Here is an 18,323-nt window from a genome sequence, read left to right as displayed (position 1 = left end):
ATCGACAGCACTCGATAAAGCGCGGGTTACAACCAGCCGCGACGGATGGCCTGCACCCCGGCCTGGAATCGGGTGCTGGCGCCGAGCCGCTCGAGCAGCCGGGCCGTCCGGCGGACCACCGTGCGCCGCGACATTCCGAGCCGGCGTGCGATCGTATCGTCGGTCGCGCCCATGCTCATCATGGTGAGGATGGCGCGGTCGCGTTCGTCGAGTTCGTCGGCGGCCGGCTGTACCGAGATCGGGGCGGACAGCGTCCACAGCACGTCGAAGCTGCGGATCAGCAGCTCCAACAGCGGTGACCCGCTGATTCGCAGGGCCATCGGGTCCGGACGGCGTTCATCCGTGTGCAGTACGAGGCTGGCGCGTTCGTCGTCGGCGACGATGAGTTTGAACGGCGGATCGGGCAGGGTGCGGGCCTGGGCGCCGCGCGCGTTGGTGGCCAGCGTATGCCGCAACCGGTCCGCGTCCTGATAGATCGTGTCCTGGTAGAGGATCCGGTACCGGACCCCTTCGGCCATCCGGGCCTGTTTCAGGTCGGTGATCCGGCTGTCCCGTTCGGCATCGCTGATATGCGGGCTGCGATCCACCATTTTCACGCTGGATCCGGCGCCGGCGTGCAACGCCTCGAAATCCGCCAGCAGCTCGGCCCGTTCGAAAACAGGCACTACCGCGCCGTTCCAGCCCTGGGCGCGGCGCACCGACCGGAAGGTTTCGCTGAGCCGCGCCGCGGCGGCATGCATGGTGCTGATCTGTTGCCGGCGCCGCCGGGCTTCGGCCTCCGACAGCGATTCCGGTGCGTGTGCGTCCCAGCGCGCGGTGCCGTCGGCATCGACCAGCCGGAGGACCGCGCGCAATCCGCACAGTTCGTCCAGCGCCGATTCCACGGCGGACTCGGACAGTCCGGTCTGCCGCGCGATATCGGCGACCCCGGACCGCGGCCGGTGCACCAGGGCCGCGTACACGCGGCCGTGGATCGAGTCGGGTTCGAAAATTTCCGCCAGTTCGGTCACGCCGGGAGTTCGTAGGTCTCCTTGCAGGCCGGTGGGGCCGGGAAGGATCGGACGGTCGAGCGAGCTTGTCGAACTCAGTGCGAGGGACCCCACTCCAGCGGCACCCCCTTCGATGCCATCCAGTTCATCGGATCGATTTTGTTCCCGCCCTGATCCCAGATCTCCAGATGCAGATGCGGGCCGGTGGACTGGCCACGGTTACCGACGGTGGCGATCACCTCGCCGGCCTTCACCCGCTGCCCCTGCGTGACGTAGATATCGTTCACGTGGCCGTAGACGCCGGTGGTGCCGTCGTCGTGCAGAACGCGGACCCACATTCCGAAGCCGGACGCGGGCCCGGCCTCGATCACCGTGCCGTCGGCCACCGATTTGATCGGCGCACCGAGGGCATCGGCGAAATCGACCCCGTTGTGCATGGCGCCCCAGCGGCTGCCGAATCCGGAGCTCACCGCGCCGGCCACCGGGCGCACGATCGGCGCCGGAGCGAACTGCTGGTGCAACTGTTTGAGGGTCTGCTCGGCGTGCGCCAGCGGCGCCGCGACCTCGGGCGGCAGATTGGTCAACCCGAACGGTGCGGCCACGGGAGCCGGCGCGGCGATCTCGGCGGCCTGAACCGGAGCCGGGGCCGGGGTGGCCACGGGCGCGGCCTGAGCGACCTGCTCGGCTGCCGGGGCGGCCTCCGGAGCCGACGGGGCGGGCTCGGCTTCGACAGCGTCGTCACCACCACCGGGCAGCAGCGGCGCGGCATAGGCGATGGCCGGAGCGATCTGCGAGGCGGTACCGATGAGCGCGCCGGCCGCAACAGCGGCCCCGGCGGCTGCCCGGACCTTCTCCGCCGCGGTGGCTTCGGCACGATGGCGGCGCGGGCGGACCTGTACCTCGTCACCGATGAGGCTCATAACGGTGATGGAACTGGGGCCTAGTCGATGGTGGGCCAATGTCCGTCCTCGCTATCCGGTCAACATGTTCACGAACACCGCGTGCGGTCCCAGACTCGAGCCCGGTAAACGTAACGTTTAGGCATCCGTTGTGACGGTAACTCTACCGGCCCGTGACCATATCGCAACCTTTTCCCTAAAACCCCAGCTCAAAGCCCATGCGTGCCATTGTGAAACGGTTACGATCGCCACCGTTTTCGTGACCTTGGCAGAGATATTGCCGCATCCCGGAAACACCCCGGCAACCCGCCCGCCCACCGGCAGGCCCGGCACCATACGGCGGCACAGCGAGGCACGCGGCCCGTTCGCGGCACCCACTCACGGCAGGGCAATAACCCGGCAATCCGTGAAAGTTCACCCGCTCGAAAGGCTTTCACACCCAATCCACTGTTATTGACAACCAGTTTCGATTAGACTCGGTCCGGCAGATCTGCCGCGGAGTTCCGCATCACCTGTCGCACAGACGAGTTGACCCCAGGAGGTCGCCGTGTCCTTAGATGTCCCCACCGCCTTGCTCGAACGTGCCGAGCGCGGTGAGATCACCGACGCCGAATTCGTCGAATGTGTCCGCACCTCGCTGCCCTACGCATGGGAGGTCGTGAGTCGGGTTGCCGACGAATTGGCTACCGGCACCGCGGAATTCGCTGACAACGAGGTGGCGCCGCCCGACGAGACCGCACGCGGCCAGTTGCTGCGCGCATTGGCTTCCGACGCCATCCGCGGCGGCCTGGAACGGCATTTCGGCGTGAAACTGGCCTTCCAGAACTGCCACCGCGTCGCGGCCTTCCCGCTGGCCGCGGTGGGCGGCGAGACCTATAGCCGCTTCATCAGCCCGCGCAACCAGTTACTCAACCAGAGCCCGGAACTGCGTAACTGCTGAAATGCCCGGTCCCCGGCGCAAAACCGCGCCGGGGACCGCGCATCCGGGGTTCAGTGCACCGTCGTCACGTCCAGCTCCCCGTCGGCGTGCTGCGCCCGCAGCCGCTTCTTGTCGAATTTGCCGACGCTGGTCTTGGGGACCTCCGTAATGAAAGCCCAGTACTCCGGCAGCTGCCATTTCGCGAATCGCCCGGCCAGGAACTCACGCAGCTCCGCCGGCTGCACCGAGGCCCCCTCGGCCACAACGATCGCCGCCAGCGGACGCTCGTCCCATTTCTCGTCCGGAATACCGATAACGGCCGCCTCGGCCACCGCCGGATGGCCCATGACCGCGTTCTCCAAGTCCACCGACGAGATCCACTCGCCACCGGACTTGATGACATCTTTGGACCGGTCCACGAGGGTCAGATAGCCGTTCGGGGTGATCTTCCCTACGTCACCGGTGCGCAGCCAGCCGTCGTCGAATTTGCCGGGGTCCACGGCAACACCGTCGGGCGCGTAGTACGACCCGGTGATCCAAGGTCCGCGCACCTCCAGTTCGCCCAGCGATTGTCCGTCGTTGGGCACCACGTTCCCGTCGTCGCCCACCAGCCGCGCTTGGACGCCGGCCGGGAACTGCCCTTGAGTGACCCGGTACTCCCAGGCCTCCTCCGCACTGAGCCCCCGCGGTGGGTGGGCCAGACTGCCCAGCGGGGAGGTTTCCGTCATTCCCCAGGCATGCACCACCGTCACCCCGTGTTTTTCCTCGAACGCCTTCATCATCGACGGCGGCGCGGCCGAACCGCCGACCACCACCGAGCGCAGATGGGTGATGTCCTGCGGGGCCGAAGCCAGCGCGGCGAGCACACCGCCCCAGATGGTCGGCACCGCCGCCGCGAACGTCGGTTTCAGCGCGTCCATGATCTCCAGCAGCGGCACCGGCTGCAGGAACCGGTCCGGCATGATCACGTTCGCGCCGGTCATCAGCGCCGCGTACGGCAGCCCCCAGGCATTCGCGTGGAACATCGGCACGATGCCGAGCACCGTGTCGTCGCTGCGCAGCCCCATACCGGACGGGGTGATCGCCTGCATGGCGTGCAACCAGTTGGACCGGTGCGAGTACACCACACCCTTCGGGTCGCCGGTGGTGCCGGAGGTGTAGCACATCGCCGCCGCGGTCCGTTCGTCGACAACCGGGAAATCGTAGGTGGCCGGGTATTTCGCGATCAGCTCGGCGTAGTCGTGCACGGTGACGCCGTCCGGCGCCGTCACCGCGGCGACGTCTCCGTTGACCACGATGACGTGCCGCACCGTCTTCAGGTGCGGCAGATACTGGCCGAACATCGGCACCAGACTGCCGTCGACCAGCACCACCTGGTCCTCGGCGTGGTTGGCCACATAGATCAGCTGCTCGGGCGACAACCGGATGTTCAGCGCGTGCAGCACCGAGCCCATCGCGGGGATGGCGATATACGCCACCAGGTGCTCGTTGTTGTTCCACATGAAGGTGCCGACCCGATCGCCCCGCCCGATGCCGAGATCGGTCAGCGCGTTGGCCAGCCGGGCCGAGTCCGCGCCTATCTCGCGGTAGGTCATGGTGCGCACCCCGTCGCCGGTCCAGGTGGACACCGTGGAATCGCCGACGAAGGTGGACGCGTAGCGCAGCAGCGTTGCCAGCGAGAGCTGGTCGTCCATCATGGTGCTCAACATCGGAAATACCCCTTACTGATATGGGTGGCGATCGGTTGGCGATATGAGGCGGACCGCAGCCGGTGAGACACAGAAGCGGGCATGACTCACATCACAACGCCGAAGACTACCGTGCGGTAGCCGGACGTGGTGAAGGTAGGACAAAACCGGCGAAATTCAGCGACGCCGCTGGTCAGCGGGCGCGAGAAGCGGGGAGGCGACCGAGACGGCCGGACGGGATGAGACGCAATGCCCGCGACGCCCCCTGCGGGCCACCGGCACTGCGCCATCGCCGCCGAGCACTCCCCTGTCTTAGCTGGGAATCCGGCCCGTTGCCAAGTCAGATAACGAAATGACATCGAAACGAGACACGGTCCGTGTATGTGTCCCGAATGATGGGATGAATACGACGCGCAAGAAACCCCGCAGCCACCTGTTATTCCCGATGCGAACCGGGCAGACCGGGAGAAGGCGGGATCACTTACAAATGCACGGGCAGCCCAGTTCGAAGCCGAAATTATGGCCGAAAGTATTGATTCACTGTCCTTCGTTCCCTTCGGGCGCACCGGTCGGCGACCTACCCTTGGAGCATGACAACGCCGTCGATCATCATCATCGGAGCCGGGTTCGGTGGGCTCGGTATGGGACTGGAACTCGTGCGGTCCGGGATCGACGATTTCACCATCGTCGAACGTGCCCAGGACCTCGGCGGCGTATGGCGGGAGAACACCTATCCCGGCGCCGCCTGCGATGTGCCGTCCCCGCTGTACTCCTGGTCCTACGCACCGCGTTCCGATTGGCCCCGGCGTTTCTCCGAGCAGGCCGATATCCACGACTACATGCGCGGCGTGGTCGCCGAATACGATCTCGAACGCAAGATCCGCTTCGGCACCGAGATCAGCGACGCCGAATACGACGAAGCGTCCGCAACGTGGCAGATCCGCACGACCGACGGCGACGTGCTCACCGCCGACGTCCTCATCTCCGCTGTCGGCCAGCTCTCCCGCCCCGCCATGCCCACCATCCCCGGTATCGACACCTTCGCCGGCCCGGCCTTCCACTCGGCCGAATGGGACCACTCGGTGGACCTCACCGGAAAACGGGTCGCCTGCGTCGGCACCGGCGCCAGCGCGATCCAGTACATCCCCCGGATCCAGCCGCTCGCCGAACACCTCACCCTCTTCCAGCGTTCCGCCGCCTGGGTACTGCCGAAAGCCGACGCCGAATACGTGGCCCGTCACCACGCCGTATTCAAGTACCTGCCGCCGGTCCGCTGGGCCGAACGCTTCGGCTGGTGGATCTTCTTCGAAGTGATGGCCCTGGCCCTCACCGACCTGAAAGGCATCCAGGCTCCCGTCCTGAAGGTCGCCGAGAGCCACCGCGCCAAACAGATCCCCGACCCGATCCTGCGCGAAAAACTCACCCCCGACTATGCGGCCGGCTGTAAACGCGCCCTGTTCTCCAACGACTACTTCCCCGCCCTCGGCCGGCCCAACGTCACCGTGGAAACCAACGCGATCACCGAGATCACCCCGACGGGCGTACGCACCGCCGACGGTATCCACCACGAAGTCGACGTCATCATCTACGGCACCGGCTTCAAGGGCACCGAATTCCTGGCCCCCATGAACATCTACGGCACCGACGGCCGCAAACTGGCCGACGCCTGGGCCGCCGAAGGCGCCCGCGCCTATCTGGGCATCTCGGTCCCGAAGTTCCCCAACCTGTTCATGATGTACGGCCCGAACACGAACGTCGGCTCGGGCTCCATCATCTACATGCTGGAATCCCAGGCCCGCTACATCCGCCAGGCCGTCCAACACCTCCGCCACCACCCCCGCCGCGGCCTGGCGGCCCGCGTCGAAACGGAACAGCGCTGGGACAACTGGCTGCAGAAACGCCTGAAGGACACCCCCTGGAACTTCTGCTCCAGCTGGTACCGCAACGCCTCGGGCCGCATCACCAACAACTGGCCGGGCGCAACGGTCCTCTACCGCTGGAAAACCCGCACCTTCGACCCAGCCGACTACGAAACCACCCTCGCATCCTGACCCCCACCGGCCGCCCACCCTACGATGCGGCCCCCCAGCCGCCGACCCGGTAGACTCCTGCCCACCGGCCCCCGGCCCGGCCCTCGTAGCTCAGGGGATAGAGCACCGCTCTCCTAAAGCGGGTGTCGCAGGTTCGAATCCTGCCGAGGGCACAGACCTGCGACAGCATTTCCGCAGGTCAACTGGATTTCTCGATCTGCGGCGGGCTTGTAAATCAGCAGCAGAACCGCATATATGCAGGTCGAACGGTTGCCCTGGTTCGATCCTCCATCGAAACACAAAACAAGGGCAACTGGACCGCCACGTCACCGGAATTCAGGGTCAGCCAACTTCGGAACGGCCTGCCTGCCACCTCAGCAGTGCAGCAAGAGCCTTCGCCTGAGCGGCAGCGATGCGTTCTGCTTCCGCACCACTGACATAGTGAATCGCGAAAGACGCCGTCACCCCGTCACACACCACGTCCACAGCATGTTGGACAGGTACGTCGACCTGATTGCCGTCCAGTCCCGATGTTGCCGGGCCGACAGCTCCGTCCCGGTCGCCGATCGAGGCCCCACTCACCAGAACAACCGACTCGGGCACCACCGAGACAGGATCGACGTCGTTGCTTCCAGCCATTCGAGGGATTCTCGCCCAAACCACACCGCAGCTCGGGCAGGCGCGCTGGCCTCTTGCTCGACGAGAGAACCGGCTGGTCACCGTTCGGCGGTGGGCCGGTGGCACCGGTTCCTATTGGACCGGCGTGAAGTCGGGAATTGTGAAGGTCTTGTCGTTGAACTCTGCGGTGGGCCCCATAGAACCGGACGGCGGGTAGCCGACGCTTGCCGACGGTCGGGATCCAGTTCGATTCCATACCTTCCTGCGCGGCCGGCCCGACATAGAGTCCGGGTTCTTCCTCATCGACTCCAGGCCATAGCTCGACAGTGTGGTGCGCGGCGAGTCTGGCGCCTGATCCACCTCTGCTCGACGGTCGACCGACCCGCCAATGCCGTTACATGCCGCCGGGCCGGTCTGTCCAGTTTCAGGTGTAAGTCCGTCTCCTTCCTCGGGTTATTCGGTTACGTGCGGGCGGCGGACAGGCGTCCGTCGAAGGTGATCTCGAATGCGTTCAGGGCGGCTTTCCAGCGGTTGGACCAGCGTTGCCGGGCGGTGCCGGTGGGGTCCAGGCTCATGATGGCCATGTAGACGCACTTGAGCGCCGCGGACTCGGACGGTGCGGTGTAGACGGGTTTGAGGTCTTTGGCCAGCGCTCGGACCAGTCCTTGCGGCTGGCGTAGGCAAACGAACTACGCAGAAGGTGCACGACGCAGCCCTGGACCAGCGCTTGCGGTCATACCTGGGCGATGGCGTCGGGAAGGCCTTTGAGCCCGTCGCAGACGACGATGCAGACGTCGGCCATGCCGCGGTTCTTCAGCTCCGCCAGCACTCGCAGCCAGTATTTGGCGCCGTCGCCGTGCTCGCCGGCCCACACTCCCAGGATGTCGCGGGTGCCGTCCACGGTCACGCCCATCGCCACATAGATCGGGCGATTCGCGACGTTGCCGTCTCTGATCTTCACGTTCACGCAGTCCAGAACAGCACGGGATACACCGGGTCCAGGGGCCGGTTCTGCCAGTCGGCCATGGCGTCCATGACCCGGTCGGTGATGGTGGAAATGGTTTGTTTCGATACCTCGGCGCCATAGACCTCACGCAGGTGCGCCGAGATCTCCCCGGTCGTCAATCCCTTGGCCGACAGCGAGATCACGATGTTCTCCACACCGTTCAACCTGCGTTGACGTTTCTTCACCATCTGCGGTTCGAAGCTGGCGGCGCGGTCCCGGGGCACCGTGATCTCCACCGGTCCGGCCTCATCCGGGCCAGCAGCCCGCCCTCGCCGACCAGCTGCAGCCCGTCACGGCGGGCTTCGGCAGCCCACCGCCGGATCTGCTCGTCCATCGACGATGCCACCGACCCGGCTGGATCGCCTTCCGACTTCTCTTCAGTCACAACAGCATCCATCGTTCCCAGGACTTACACCGGAGAACTTACAGACCCGCTCCACGGATACAGTGGCACGTCCGGAATGTGGTATCCGGTGGTCGGCTCGCTGGCCGAGGCGCACACAGTGATTCTGCCCGGTGCGGGGCACGGCCTCCTGGCCGACGTCGAACCTGTCCGCAGCCTCGTCCTCGAACACCTCCGGCGAAAGGACGCGCCGGCCTGATACCGCGACAGCGAACCCCGAACAGGGCCGAGAGGGCCTCACACCGCGGGGTGCCCGGTGGCGGAACAATATTCACCGCCGCAGCGGAGGTGTCACCTCTGTGAACGGTGGTGCTGGACGAGGGTTGTGCAACACCGAGGACAGTCACCACTCGTCACTCTCACCCTCGGCGTCCACAGCGAACTCAGAATGGAAAAGCTCGGCACCCAAGGCGTCGAGGACCCGGGCCGTGATGCGGTCGACATCGACGCGCTCGGCCTCCGGCAGCGGCGCGCCGGCCGACTCGCGGGCCCGCGCGGCCGTGCCCAGCAAGCGAGCGGCCAGTTCCGGACGCCCGGCGAGAATATGAGCACCGGCGAGACCCTCCTGAGCGAGTGCGACGGCCCGAGGATCGCCGCCCGCACGCGCGACGGCGAGCGCTCGACGGTGCAGGGCAAGGGCTTCGGAGGCGTCACCGCGCTCCTCGGCCAGGAAACCCAGCTCGGCGAGAAGGAGAGCGGGGCCGGGCCCGAACTCGACCTCGCGGTGCCAGGTGAGGGTTTTGTCGAGCAGCCGGGCGGCGACCTCGAAGTCGCCCTGCCGCCGAGCACCGAGGGCGAGACCGATCTCGGCGTGGATTTCACCCGCCGTATAGCCGTGCTCGGCGGCCAGAGCCTGTGCCTTGCGGTGCAACTCGGTGGCCCGAGCGAAATCTCCGGTCAGGAGAGCGACCCGGCCGAGTCCGGTGATCCGGTCAGCGGCATCGGCGAAGAACCCCAGTTCCTCCGCCAGCCGAAACCCGTCCTGGTGCAGTTGCGCCGCGAGCGCGTAGTCACCGGCGACTGCGGCCAGCGCGGCGAGCGGATAGGTGGTCTGCAATCGGCCCCAGCTGTCGCCGAGTCCGGAGAAGATAGCGTGCCCCTCCTCCGCGCAGTCCTCGGCCGCGCGGAGATCGCCCCGCAGCAGGGCCTGGACGGACCGGGTGCTCTGCGCGGCAGCGACACCCCACCGGTCGCCGGCCGCACGGGCGCCCCGGAGCGCGCGGTCCACCAGGAGCTCACTGTGCGCGAGGTCCCTCCCCGACGCGAGAAATGCGTAGCCCAGGAACCACTCGGCGCGCGCACCCTCCGCTCCGCCGTCGGCCGCCGTCTCGGACATCGCCGGCAGGCCGTCGCCTCCTTCTCCGGTGAGCAGGGCGAACCCGGCGTGCCAGAGAACGGCGCGGGAACGGAGGATGCCCTGGCGGCCTGCGCCGAGGCGCAGAACGGCTGCCAGCGAACGCCGGGCTTCGCGCAGCCTGCCCCGCAGGAACCAATACCAGGTCGAGTCGAGCGCCAGACGCAGAGCCTCGTCGACGTCCTTCCGCTGTACAGCGCGGTCCAGCGCGGCGCGGAGGTTGGCGTTCTCGGGGTCACGATGGGACAGCCATCGCTGCTGCTCGGGACCGTACAGCCCGGCCGCGGTACGGGCGGCCAGCCCGGCGAAGTAGACGTGGTGTCTCTGCCGGAGAGCCTCACCGTCGCCCGTTTCGGCGAGGCGTTCCCGCGCGTAGGCCGCGATCGACTCCGGCAAACGATATCGAGGACCTTCGGCCGGAGTGATGACCGAGCAGTCCACCAGCCGGATCAGCGCCCCGAGGACATCCGAGTCGCCGGCGCATACCGCCTCGGCTGCTTCGAGCGTGCAGCCGTCGGTGAAGACCGCCAGGCCGCGCAGCACCGCCTGCTCGTCGTCACGCAGTAGCTCCCAGCTCCAGTCGATCATTGCCCGGAGGCTGCGCTGGCGGGCCGGCACCCCGCGGTTGCCGCCGGACAGCAGCCGGAACCGGTCGTCCAGCCGGGCCGGCAACTCCATGACTCCCAGGGCGCGGACTCGGGTGGCGGCGAGCTCCAGGGCGAGGGGGATGCGGTCCAAGCGGCGGCAGACCGTCGCGACGGCCTCCGCGTTGTTACCGGTGACGGTGAATCCGGGGGCACCGGCAGCGGCCCGTATTACGAACAGCCGCTCGGCGTCCCGTTGCGACAGCGGGGGCACAGTCCACACGGATTCCCCAGCCACTCCGAGAGGTTCCCTGCTGGTAGCAAGGATTTTCAGGCCCGGCGCGGCGGCCAGGAGCCGACGCACTGCCGCGGCGGCCGACTCTATGAGGTGCTCGCAATTGTCCAGCAGCAGGAGGAGCCGCCGCGCGCGCAGTGCGTCCTCCAGCCCCGCCGGCCCCTCTTCTCGTAGGCCGAGGGCGGCACCCACCTGCTCGCCCACGCCGGTGGATCCGGCGAGGCCGACCACTCGGACACCGTCGGGGTAGTCGGCGGCTGTCCGGCGCGCCGCCTCCTCCGCCAGCCGAGTCTTACCGACTCCGCCAGGGCCGGTCAGCGTCACCAGCCGGTGGGTGGCGAGCAGGTCGCATACGGCGGGCAGCGCGTTCTGTCGACCGATCAGGCCGGTGAGTGGGGCTGCCAGTTCGCCCCGCATCGGCCGTCTCGGGGCGGGCGCGGCCAGGTCCGGTTCTGTTCCCAACGCCGCGTCGTGACTGAGGACCGCTCGGTGGACAGCAGCCAGGTCCGGCCCGGGATCCACACCCAGCTCATCCGCCAGCCGGTTTCGTACCTCGGTGTAGACGGCCAGGGCCTCGGACTGCCGCCCGGCTCGGTACAGGGCCGTGATCTGAAGTGCGCGCAGCCGTTCCCGCAGTGGATAACGGGCAGCCAGGTCCCCCAACTGCCCTACGAGGGTGCGGTGCTCGCCGAGTTCCAGCCGGGTCTCGGCGAGCACCTCGAGGGCGGTCAGCCGCTCTTCGGTCAGCTGTGTTGCCGCAGCACGCACGAACTCCGGGTCGCCGAGGCCGGAGAACGGCTCTGCCTGCCACAATGCCAGCGCTGTCGTCAGCAGATCGGCCCTGGCCGAGGGGTCCCGCTCGCGGGACGCGGCGGCGGTCAGATCGGTGAAACGCCGGGAATCCAGGTCCTGAGGGCCGATCCGGAGCCGGTATCCCTGGTGCACCGACTCGACCAGCGCCTCCGCGCCCGGCTCGGCTCCCGCCAGCGCACGACGCAGCCGTGAGACCTTGGTCTGCAGGGCGCCGCCCGGGTTCCGCGGCAGCCGGTCGCCCCACAGGTCATCGACCAGCCGGTCCGCGGAGACCGGATGCCCCGCGTCGACGAGCAGGGCAGCCAGCAGGACGCGTACCTTCACCTCCGGTACGTCGACCTCGAGTCCGGCGGTGGTCCGGGCAGTGACGGGGCCGAGCACCGAGAAGTACATGCGTGCACGGTAATCGGACCCGATGATCGGGCCCGGCCCCGACAGCGGTCCGACAGGGTTCCGACAGCCCCGGCAGGCACGGTGGAACACATCGCACGCACCGCTCAGGTGCGGCACCGAAGGAATCGGGAGCCACCACATGTCACGCAACGAGAACCCTGATCAGTCCGCGGTGTCGGTCATCGGCCTGGGCCAGATGGGGACCCGGCTCGCCCAGGCGTTCCTGGCCGCCGGCTACACCACCACGGTCTGGAACCGCTCCACTGCGAAGAGCGACGCCCTCGTCGCGCAGGGAGCCCTCCGCGCTGCCACCGTCCAAGCGGCCGTCACCGCGAGTCCGCTGGTCGTGGTGTGCCTACCGGACTACCCGACCGTGCAGGGTGTACTCGGACCGGTGGCGGAGAACCTGCGCGGCCGGACTCTGGTGAACCTGACTTCGGGGACACCGCAGGAGGCTGCCGACGCGGCGGATCGGGCGGCCGGGCACGGTGCCGCCTACCTCGACGGCGCCGCCATGAGCGGTACCCGATTGGTCGGGCGGCCCGAGGCGCTGTTCGTCTTCAGCGGCTCGCGGGATGCCTTCGACACATACGAGCCGGTGCTGCGCAGCCTCGGAAACTCCGTCCACCTCGGCGCCGATCCCGCACTGGCCCCGGTGTACGACACCGCACTGTTCGGCCTGGCCTGGGGCACGCTGGCCGGCTTCTACCACTCCCTGGCGCTCGTGGGCTCGGCCGGAGTCGACCCGGCCGCGTTCGCCACGGTGGCAACCGCCCACATGCCGTTCATTACCTCGCTGCTGACGGAGCATGCCCGGCAGGCCCAGAGTGGTGTCTTCCCCGACGACGACGGCACCGTCGAAGTGCACCGGGCCGCGATAGCACACCTCGCACACACCAGTGCAACCCACGGCATTCGCACCGAGGTGCCCGGGCTGTTCCGATCCCTGCTGGAACAGGCGGCGGCCGACGGCCACGGTGCGAGCGGTATCGCCAGCGTCGTCGAGACGATCGCGAAGGGTGCGCACAATGAGTGAACCGAGAACCTTCCGATCGGCCGAGCAGCCGAAGCCCCGCGTGGCCGTCCTCGGCCTCGGCCGGATGGGTACACCGATCGCCGCCGCGTTCCTCGACGCCGGGTACGAGACGGTCGTGTGGAACCGCAGTCCGGGGAAGACCGCCGCGCTCGCCGCGCGGGGTGCCGTCCCCGCAGCTACCGTCGCCGAGGCGGTCGCGGCCGTGCCCCTGGTGGTCGCTCCGCTGCGCGACCACGACGCGGTGTGTCAGACGCTTGCGCCCGCCACCACCGCACTCCGTGACCGTACGGTGGTGAACCTTGCCAACACCACGCCGGACCAGGCTCGGGAACTCGCCACATGGACCGCCGAGTACGGCGCCGACTATCTCGACGGCGCCCATGCTGGCGCTGCCCGAGACTGTCGCCACCGACGCCGGATTCTTTCTCTACAGCGGTACCGAGGCGGCATTCACCGCCTACCGGAGCGTGCTGGAGGTGATGGCGCCCGCACACTACTTCGGCGCCGACCCCGGCTCGGCAGAAACCCATGACCTGGCCCTGCTGGGTACCGGATACGGGGCACTCGCCGGATTCCTGCACTCGGCTGCGCTACTACGCCCGGTGGGCACCGACCCCGAGGTCTTCGCGCCGCTGGCGGCCCGCTGGCTGAACGGTATGGCCGATTTCCTCCCCGAGTTGGCCCGCGAGATCGGTTCCGCGCAGTATGCGAATGGGGTCTCCACCGTTGACCTGAACCGGGCGGCCGTCGACAGCCTCATCGAGCTCAGTAGAGCCGGCGGGATAGCCGCCGACATCCACGAGCCCCTCCGGGATCTGCTCCACGGGCGCTCGATCGACGGGTACGGTAGCGACAGCTTCTCCAGTGTGTTCGAGCTGATCCGGCCGCAGGACGGGTCGTCGAGATGATCCGGGTGCGGGCCTCACCAGGCGAGGCCGCGGTCGGCACGAACCGCAGTGGCACTCCACTATCGTGGCGTGGTCGGGTACCAGAACACGACATTGCTGGTGAGTGTGGAGGAGACCTGGATGGAGCTGCGTGATATCGAGGTCTTCCTCACGCTCGCCGAGGAGCTCCACTTCGGGCGCACCGCGGAACGGCTGCGCCTCACCCCGGCCCGAGTGAGCCAGGTCGTCAAGAAGGCCGAGCGCACAGTCGGTGGCACACTGTTCGAGCGGACCAGTCGGCGCGTTGTGCTGACACCGCTGGGTGAGCAATTACGCGACGAACTATCCAGCACGTACTCGGAGTTGCAGAATGTGCTCGAGCGTGCCGGCCGCACCGCCCGCGGCACGACAGGTGTGCTCAGACTGGGAATGATCAGCTGGAATACCGAGGTGCTCCGGCCTGCTCTCGATACCTTCGCCGAGAGCAGGCCGGGGGTCGAAGTGAAGATCCGGTCGGTGAGCTTCGGGGATCCCTTCGGCGGGCTACGTTCCGGTGATATCGACGCGGCGGTTCTCTGGCTTCCTGTCCTCGAACCCGATCTGACGGTCGGACCGTCGGTGTATACCGAGCCGATTTTGCTCGCCGTCTCGGCCTCGCATCGTCTCGCCGCGAAGGTATCCGTCTCGTTGGAGGATCTCGCGGACGATGTGGTGATGGCCGGCGCCCGGCCCGCTTACTGGCGAGAAGCACTCGTTCCGCATCGGACACCCAGCGGCACTGAGATTCCGGTCGGACCGACGGTCACGACGTTCGAGGAGATGATCCCGATCCTTGCCACCGGCGAAGCGGTCTCACCTGTTCACGCGCACGCCACCCAGTACGCACGGCGACCCGACGTCGTCTACCTGCCCATCCATGACGCACCTGTCGCCGAGTGGGCACTGGTCTGGCGCACCGCTACCGCGAATGACATGATCCGCGCTCTCGCAACAGCAATTACATCGGCACCGCGCCCCATGGTCTGAGCGCGACTCGGACGTCGCGGGTCCCTCGCTATCGCACTACGTCGTAGACGAGCTTCGCGACATCGTTCGAGTAGGTCGCGGACTCCCGGAGCCGAAGATTCCGCTTATCCCGATCCTCGCGGCCGAAGATGCTCTTCCCCGCTCCCAGCAGCACTGGGAAGACGAGCAGATTGTACCGGTCGATCAGGTCCGCGTCGGCCAGGCGACGGGCCAGTTCGGCGCTCCCGTGGATGAAGATCGCTCCGCCATCGCCCTGCTTGAGCGTCGCGACGTCCTCGGCCGAGCGCAAGATCGTGATGGGCCCCCAGTCGTCGATCAGATCGTCTTCCGCGAGTGTCGTCGACACGATGTACTTCGGCAGATCCTTGTAGGAGGCATGATCCTCGGACCCCGGCCAGATCGGTGCGAAAACGTCGTAGCTGCGGCGCCCGAACATCAGTGCCGTCGTCTCGGCCAGCTCCTCCCCTTTGAGCGAGTACGCCTCCGGCACGAATTCGGTGTGCATCACCCAGCCGCCGCTGCGGTGCCCCTCGGCCTCACCTCCTGGCGAGTCCACCACACCGTCCAGCGATACGAATCCCGTATAGACCAGCTCTCGCGTCAAGACATTCTCCTTACCGAAACAGGTGTCTCCACCTTCTGCCCATAGCTCGAGTTGATCAACGAGAATTCGGAATACGATCGTGAACTCAGGCTTAATGAAGCGACGTCCGGAGAGATGGGTGCCTGGGGTGCGCGACTCGGCTGTCACTCGAAACGGCACCCCACCCATCAGGACTTACTTGTGAGTTAGATCACTATTGAGGTTGACCTCGGGTCAGGCTGGAAGCTCGTCGCAGCGGCACAACGCCGATTCGGGCGCAACAGATTCGAAGGAGCAACCATCATGAACGTCAACCTTTCCGCCAGGACAAGAGCACCGCAACCCTCGACACCGTTGGAATGACCGCCGCAGAGAGCGGGGCTGCACCGGCGGCTGATGCCGGGCCTGATCGCCCGGAGCTACAGAAGACGATCGAGGAGATCGCCGATTCCGGTTTGACCGGGATTGCGCTGCGCGTGCACGACGAGCGAGGCGAGTGGGCCGGCAGCGCCGGGGTATCCGAGCTCGGCGGGACCGCGAAGCCGCCGGTCGACGGGCATGTCCGGATCGGCAGCAACACCAAGACCTTCACCGCTACCCTGGTGCTGCAACTGGTGGCCGAGGGCAAGCTCGAGCTGGACACCCCGGTCATGAGCCATCTGCCCGATTTCGAGCCGGACGAGCGGATCACGGTGCGAATGCTGTTGCAGCACAACAGCGGGCTGATCGACTTCACCGGCGAGGTCTACGCCGACGGGACGGTCGTGTACGGGGTCCCCGTCCCCTTCGGCACCACGGCCGGAGTGGATGCAGAACCGGTTCAAGACCTACCCGCCGATCCTGGACCGCATGTCCGCCCTCGGCTTCGGTCCCGACTACGTGGCAGCCCAACGCGAGGCCCTGGTGCTGACCCGGGAAATGGTGCCGGAGGGCTTCGACAACTTCCTGGCCCAGCTCGAACACCGGCTCGAAGACCCCGGGTACATCGATTTGACCAAACGAGCTGCGGAGGCCGAGATCTGGCAACCGGACGACCCCCGGATCGAAGAACTCGCGGCCGCCATAGCCGACCACTACCTCGCCAACCCCACACTGCTGGGAGATCTCACCCGCGCGCATATCTGGACCAACGCCTCCACCCAGCACCGGCTGATCAACAACCACCGGCAGGACCAGGCACCGATCTCAGCCCGGCTGACAGCGTTCACCGAAACGAAACTCCGCTCCGCCGGCATGCAGATCCCCAGGCCGGACTCCTACTGACCGCGCCTGACTCCGGCCCTTCGCCCCGGCGATCGGGGGTTCCGGCAGTAACCGCGTATCCGCAGGTCGCCGAGCGTCGCACTCATTACAACCCGCCGAGTGAATACACCGCCACGATTACCAGGCGTTTTCCGGTTGCCCATGTTTTGCGTTTCCTGCCGAGGGCACAATCATGGGCAACTGTGGTGGTTGCCCGTTTGTCGCTGTGCTGCATGTTGCCGTGGTTCGGGGCTGGTGGCGGTTCTGCAGCCGGTTCCGGGGTTGCGGCAGCGCTCAGCGCCGCGGCGGCGCCTGCGCGGCGGGAAGTGTTTCCGTGGTCAGCGTGGCGTGGATGGTCGCGTGTTTGTTGGTGTGGCATGCACTCGTTGAGGTAGCCGTAGCAGACGATATGTATCGTCGGCCTTTCGTTCACTCCTCGCGGGGGAGAATGACCTCGGCACGCATCCGTTCATCCGGAGTATTGATATCCCAGAAACGAGCAGTCCCGGTCGCACTCCTATATGCGCCGGTACCACCGGTAATCGCCAAATCGAGCGGGCTGGTCCCCTCGAGCCACACCGCCTGCATGGTCAGCGATCCCCGCTCCATCTGCGCGGTGAGCACGCACTGCATGGTGATCTCATCACCCTCGATGTAAATATTCTGACATGAACCACCACCGTGTCCGATCTGACGACCATCTTGTTGAATGCCGCCCGAGTAGACGACCATATCGCCGAGACTCGGTCCCGGTTTATCGAGATCTAGAGCCGCAAGTTGATCGGTCAACGCGGCTGCTTCGATGATCTCGACTCGCTGCGCCGACCCGTCCTCGCCACCGTTGTCAGCACCACAAGCGCTGAGCCCGCCACCGATGATCAGGACTCCTGCAACTGCAGCCAACCTGGTTCTGAACGGCGAGTTCGCGTAAAGCATGATCTTCTCCTCTTAAGTGGGGACTTTCGGTATCTCTCATCGAGCGGCGTCGTGACGCCCCGCCACGCCGTGTTTTCGATCGCACACACGATTTGTCTGGTCTCTGGCTACCAACTCGCGGTCAGGTGATCTCTAGGTTTGCCATCATTCCCATGTCCTCGTGCTCGGCTGTGTGGCAGGAGAACAGGTCGCGGCCTCGGTACCCGTCGAGGCGAGTGATGATCTCCACGGCTTCGCCGGGGTTGAGGGCGACGGTGTCTTTGAGGCCGGCGTCGTGGGGCGGGGGTGGGCCACCGCCGCGGGAGAGCACTGTGAACCCCACAAGGTGTAGGTGTACCGGATGGTGGACGTCGGCGATGAGCCTCCAGATCTCGATGTCACCGAGTCGGGTTGTCACATCGGTTCGCGCTGGGGCGAACACCTTGTCGCCGATCAACCATCCATGACCGCTACCCATCTGCCCCACTCCGAACGACATGTCCCTGATCTCGCGGGCCTCCGAGCGCTCCCCGGTGGGGAGATCAGATGCCAAGTGATCGGGGACCCGCACGCATACCAGAGCGGCGAGCTGATTCTCATCGAAGTGCTGGGCCGCACCCGTTCCGCAATGGTGACAGGCAGC

At 66.8% G+C, this 18,323-nt stretch carries 14 protein-coding genes, 1 tRNA gene and 3 pseudogenes; 9 read left to right on the top strand and 9 right to left on the bottom strand.

Going from position 1 to position 18,323, the window contains the following annotated elements:
- Positions 1-26 precede the first annotated feature (26 nt).
- Both ACIA75_RS06965 and ACIA75_RS06960 read right to left on the bottom strand, forming a co-directional pair.
- A complete protein-coding gene (locus ACIA75_RS06965; protein ID WP_397100699.1) occupies positions 27-1,010 on the bottom strand; it encodes a LuxR C-terminal-related transcriptional regulator in 984 nt (327 codons plus the stop codon).
- A gap of 74 nt (positions 1,011-1,084) precedes the next feature.
- On the bottom strand, positions 1,085-1,909 hold the full coding sequence (locus ACIA75_RS06960) for a M23 family metallopeptidase (protein WP_397100697.1): 825 nt from the start codon (positions 1,907-1,909) through the stop codon (positions 1,085-1,087).
- 526 nt (positions 1,910-2,435) lie between these two features.
- Here ACIA75_RS06960 and ACIA75_RS06955 point away from each other — a divergent pair.
- Positions 2,436-2,828, top strand: a complete 393-nt coding sequence (locus ACIA75_RS06955) for an SCO5389 family protein (protein WP_397100695.1) — start codon at positions 2,436-2,438, stop codon at positions 2,826-2,828.
- Between the two features lie 50 nt (positions 2,829-2,878).
- Here ACIA75_RS06955 and ACIA75_RS06950 read toward each other — a convergent pair whose 3' ends face one another.
- Positions 2,879-4,516 carry a long-chain fatty acid--CoA ligase gene (locus ACIA75_RS06950; RefSeq protein ID WP_397100693.1) on the bottom strand — a complete coding sequence of 546 codons (1,638 nt, stop codon included), beginning with the start codon at positions 4,514-4,516 and terminating at the stop codon, positions 2,879-2,881.
- A 569-nt stretch (positions 4,517-5,085) separates the two neighbouring features.
- On the opposite strand from ACIA75_RS06950, the gene ACIA75_RS06945 reads away from it, so the two are divergent.
- The gene (locus ACIA75_RS06945) at positions 5,086-6,546 is read left to right on the top strand and encodes a flavin-containing monooxygenase (RefSeq protein WP_397100691.1); all 1,461 of its coding nucleotides are present in this window, start codon (positions 5,086-5,088) and stop codon (positions 6,544-6,546) included.
- Between the two features lie 79 nt (positions 6,547-6,625).
- Positions 6,626-6,698: transfer RNA gene (locus ACIA75_RS06940), tRNA-Arg, on the top strand.
- A 169-nt stretch (positions 6,699-6,867) separates the two neighbouring features.
- Here ACIA75_RS06940 and ACIA75_RS06935 read toward each other — a convergent pair.
- The 3 genes and pseudogenes from ACIA75_RS06935 to ACIA75_RS06925 form a co-directional block, all read right to left on the bottom strand.
- Positions 6,868-7,164: a hypothetical protein gene (locus ACIA75_RS06935; RefSeq protein ID WP_397100689.1), complete on the bottom strand. Its 297-nt coding sequence runs from the start codon at positions 7,162-7,164 to the stop codon at positions 6,868-6,870.
- A gap of 440 nt (positions 7,165-7,604) precedes the next feature.
- Positions 7,605-8,439: pseudogene (locus tag ACIA75_RS06930) on the bottom strand (IS256 family transposase); the annotation flags it as partial.
- A 456-nt stretch (positions 8,440-8,895) separates the two neighbouring features.
- The gene (locus ACIA75_RS06925; protein ID WP_397100687.1) at positions 8,896-11,991 is read right to left on the bottom strand and encodes a BTAD domain-containing putative transcriptional regulator; all 3,096 of its coding nucleotides are present in this window, start codon (positions 11,989-11,991) and stop codon (positions 8,896-8,898) included.
- Between the two features lie 139 nt (positions 11,992-12,130).
- Between ACIA75_RS06925 and ACIA75_RS06920 the strand changes: the two genes are divergently transcribed.
- The 4 genes and pseudogenes from ACIA75_RS06920 (at position 12,131) to ACIA75_RS06905 (ending at position 14,940) form a co-directional block, all read left to right on the top strand.
- Positions 12,131-13,027 (top strand): NAD(P)-dependent oxidoreductase, encoded by an 897-nt coding sequence (locus ACIA75_RS06920; protein ID WP_397100685.1) that lies wholly within the window; start codon positions 12,131-12,133, stop codon positions 13,025-13,027.
- Positions 13,020-13,346, top strand: a pseudogene (locus ACIA75_RS06915) (NAD(P)-binding domain-containing protein); the annotation flags it as partial. The gene ACIA75_RS06920 and the pseudogene ACIA75_RS06915, both read left to right, overlap by 8 nt.
- 61 nt (positions 13,347-13,407) lie before the next feature.
- Positions 13,408-13,935, top strand: coding sequence for a hypothetical protein (locus ACIA75_RS06910; RefSeq protein ID WP_397100683.1), 528 nt, complete (start codon positions 13,408-13,410; stop codon positions 13,933-13,935).
- Positions 13,936-14,004: 69 nt separating this feature from the next.
- Positions 14,005-14,940, top strand: a complete 936-nt coding sequence (locus ACIA75_RS06905) for a LysR family transcriptional regulator (RefSeq protein ID WP_397100681.1) — start codon at positions 14,005-14,007, stop codon at positions 14,938-14,940.
- A 28-nt stretch (positions 14,941-14,968) separates the two neighbouring features.
- Here ACIA75_RS06905 and ACIA75_RS06900 read toward each other — a convergent pair whose 3' ends face one another.
- Entirely contained in the window at positions 14,969-15,544 is a 576-nt protein-coding gene (locus tag ACIA75_RS06900; RefSeq protein WP_397100679.1) for a dihydrofolate reductase family protein, read from the bottom strand.
- Between the two features lie 338 nt (positions 15,545-15,882).
- Here ACIA75_RS06900 and ACIA75_RS06895 point away from each other — a divergent pair.
- Positions 15,883-16,203: pseudogene (locus ACIA75_RS06895) on the top strand (serine hydrolase); the annotation flags it as partial.
- A 127-nt stretch (positions 16,204-16,330) separates the two neighbouring features.
- The gene (locus tag ACIA75_RS06890) at positions 16,331-16,786 is read left to right on the top strand and encodes a hypothetical protein (RefSeq protein WP_397101026.1); all 456 of its coding nucleotides are present in this window, start codon (positions 16,331-16,333) and stop codon (positions 16,784-16,786) included.
- Between the two features lie 408 nt (positions 16,787-17,194).
- On the opposite strand, the gene ACIA75_RS06885 is transcribed toward ACIA75_RS06890, so the two are convergent.
- The gene (locus ACIA75_RS06885; RefSeq protein WP_397100677.1) at positions 17,195-17,701 is read right to left on the bottom strand and encodes a hypothetical protein; all 507 of its coding nucleotides are present in this window, start codon (positions 17,699-17,701) and stop codon (positions 17,195-17,197) included.
- 121 nt (positions 17,702-17,822) lie between these two features.
- The gene (locus tag ACIA75_RS06880; protein WP_397100675.1) at positions 17,823-18,233 is read right to left on the bottom strand and encodes a multicopper oxidase domain-containing protein; all 411 of its coding nucleotides are present in this window, start codon (positions 18,231-18,233) and stop codon (positions 17,823-17,825) included.
- Positions 18,234-18,323: the final 90 nt, after the last annotated feature.

The organism is Nocardia sp. NPDC051750, assembly GCF_044453135.1.
Taxonomy (GTDB): Bacteria; Actinomycetota; Actinomycetes; order Mycobacteriales; family Mycobacteriaceae; genus Nocardia.
Note: the sequence above shows the minus strand (reverse complement) of the source record. Positions and strands in the feature narration are given on the sequence as shown.

What these genes read in the sequence shown, in the direction of transcription:
- ACIA75_RS06960 (WP_397100697.1), bottom strand. Translation starts at nt 1,909, where the DNA reads ATGAGCCTCATCGGTGACGAGGTACAGGTCCGCCCGCGCCGCCATCGT.
- ACIA75_RS06950 (WP_397100693.1), bottom strand. Translation starts at nt 4,516, where the DNA reads ATGTTGAGCACCATGATGGACGACCAGCTCTCGCTGGCAACGCTGCTG.
- ACIA75_RS06945 (WP_397100691.1), top strand. Translation starts at nt 5,086, where the DNA reads ATGACAACGCCGTCGATCATCATCATCGGAGCCGGGTTCGGTGGGCTC.
- ACIA75_RS06935 (WP_397100689.1), bottom strand. Translation starts at nt 7,164, where the DNA reads ATGGCTGGAAGCAACGACGTCGATCCTGTCTCGGTGGTGCCCGAGTCG.
- ACIA75_RS06925 (WP_397100687.1), bottom strand. Translation starts at nt 11,991, where the DNA reads ATGTACTTCTCGGTGCTCGGCCCCGTCACTGCCCGGACCACCGCCGGA.
- ACIA75_RS06920 (WP_397100685.1), top strand. Translation starts at nt 12,131, where the DNA reads ATGTCACGCAACGAGAACCCTGATCAGTCCGCGGTGTCGGTCATCGGC.
- ACIA75_RS06910 (WP_397100683.1), top strand. Translation starts at nt 13,408, where the DNA reads ATGCTGGCGCTGCCCGAGACTGTCGCCACCGACGCCGGATTCTTTCTC.
- ACIA75_RS06890 (WP_397101026.1), top strand. Translation starts at nt 16,331, where the DNA reads ATGCAGAACCGGTTCAAGACCTACCCGCCGATCCTGGACCGCATGTCC.
- ACIA75_RS06885 (WP_397100677.1), bottom strand. Translation starts at nt 17,701, where the DNA reads ATGCTTTACGCGAACTCGCCGTTCAGAACCAGGTTGGCTGCAGTTGCA.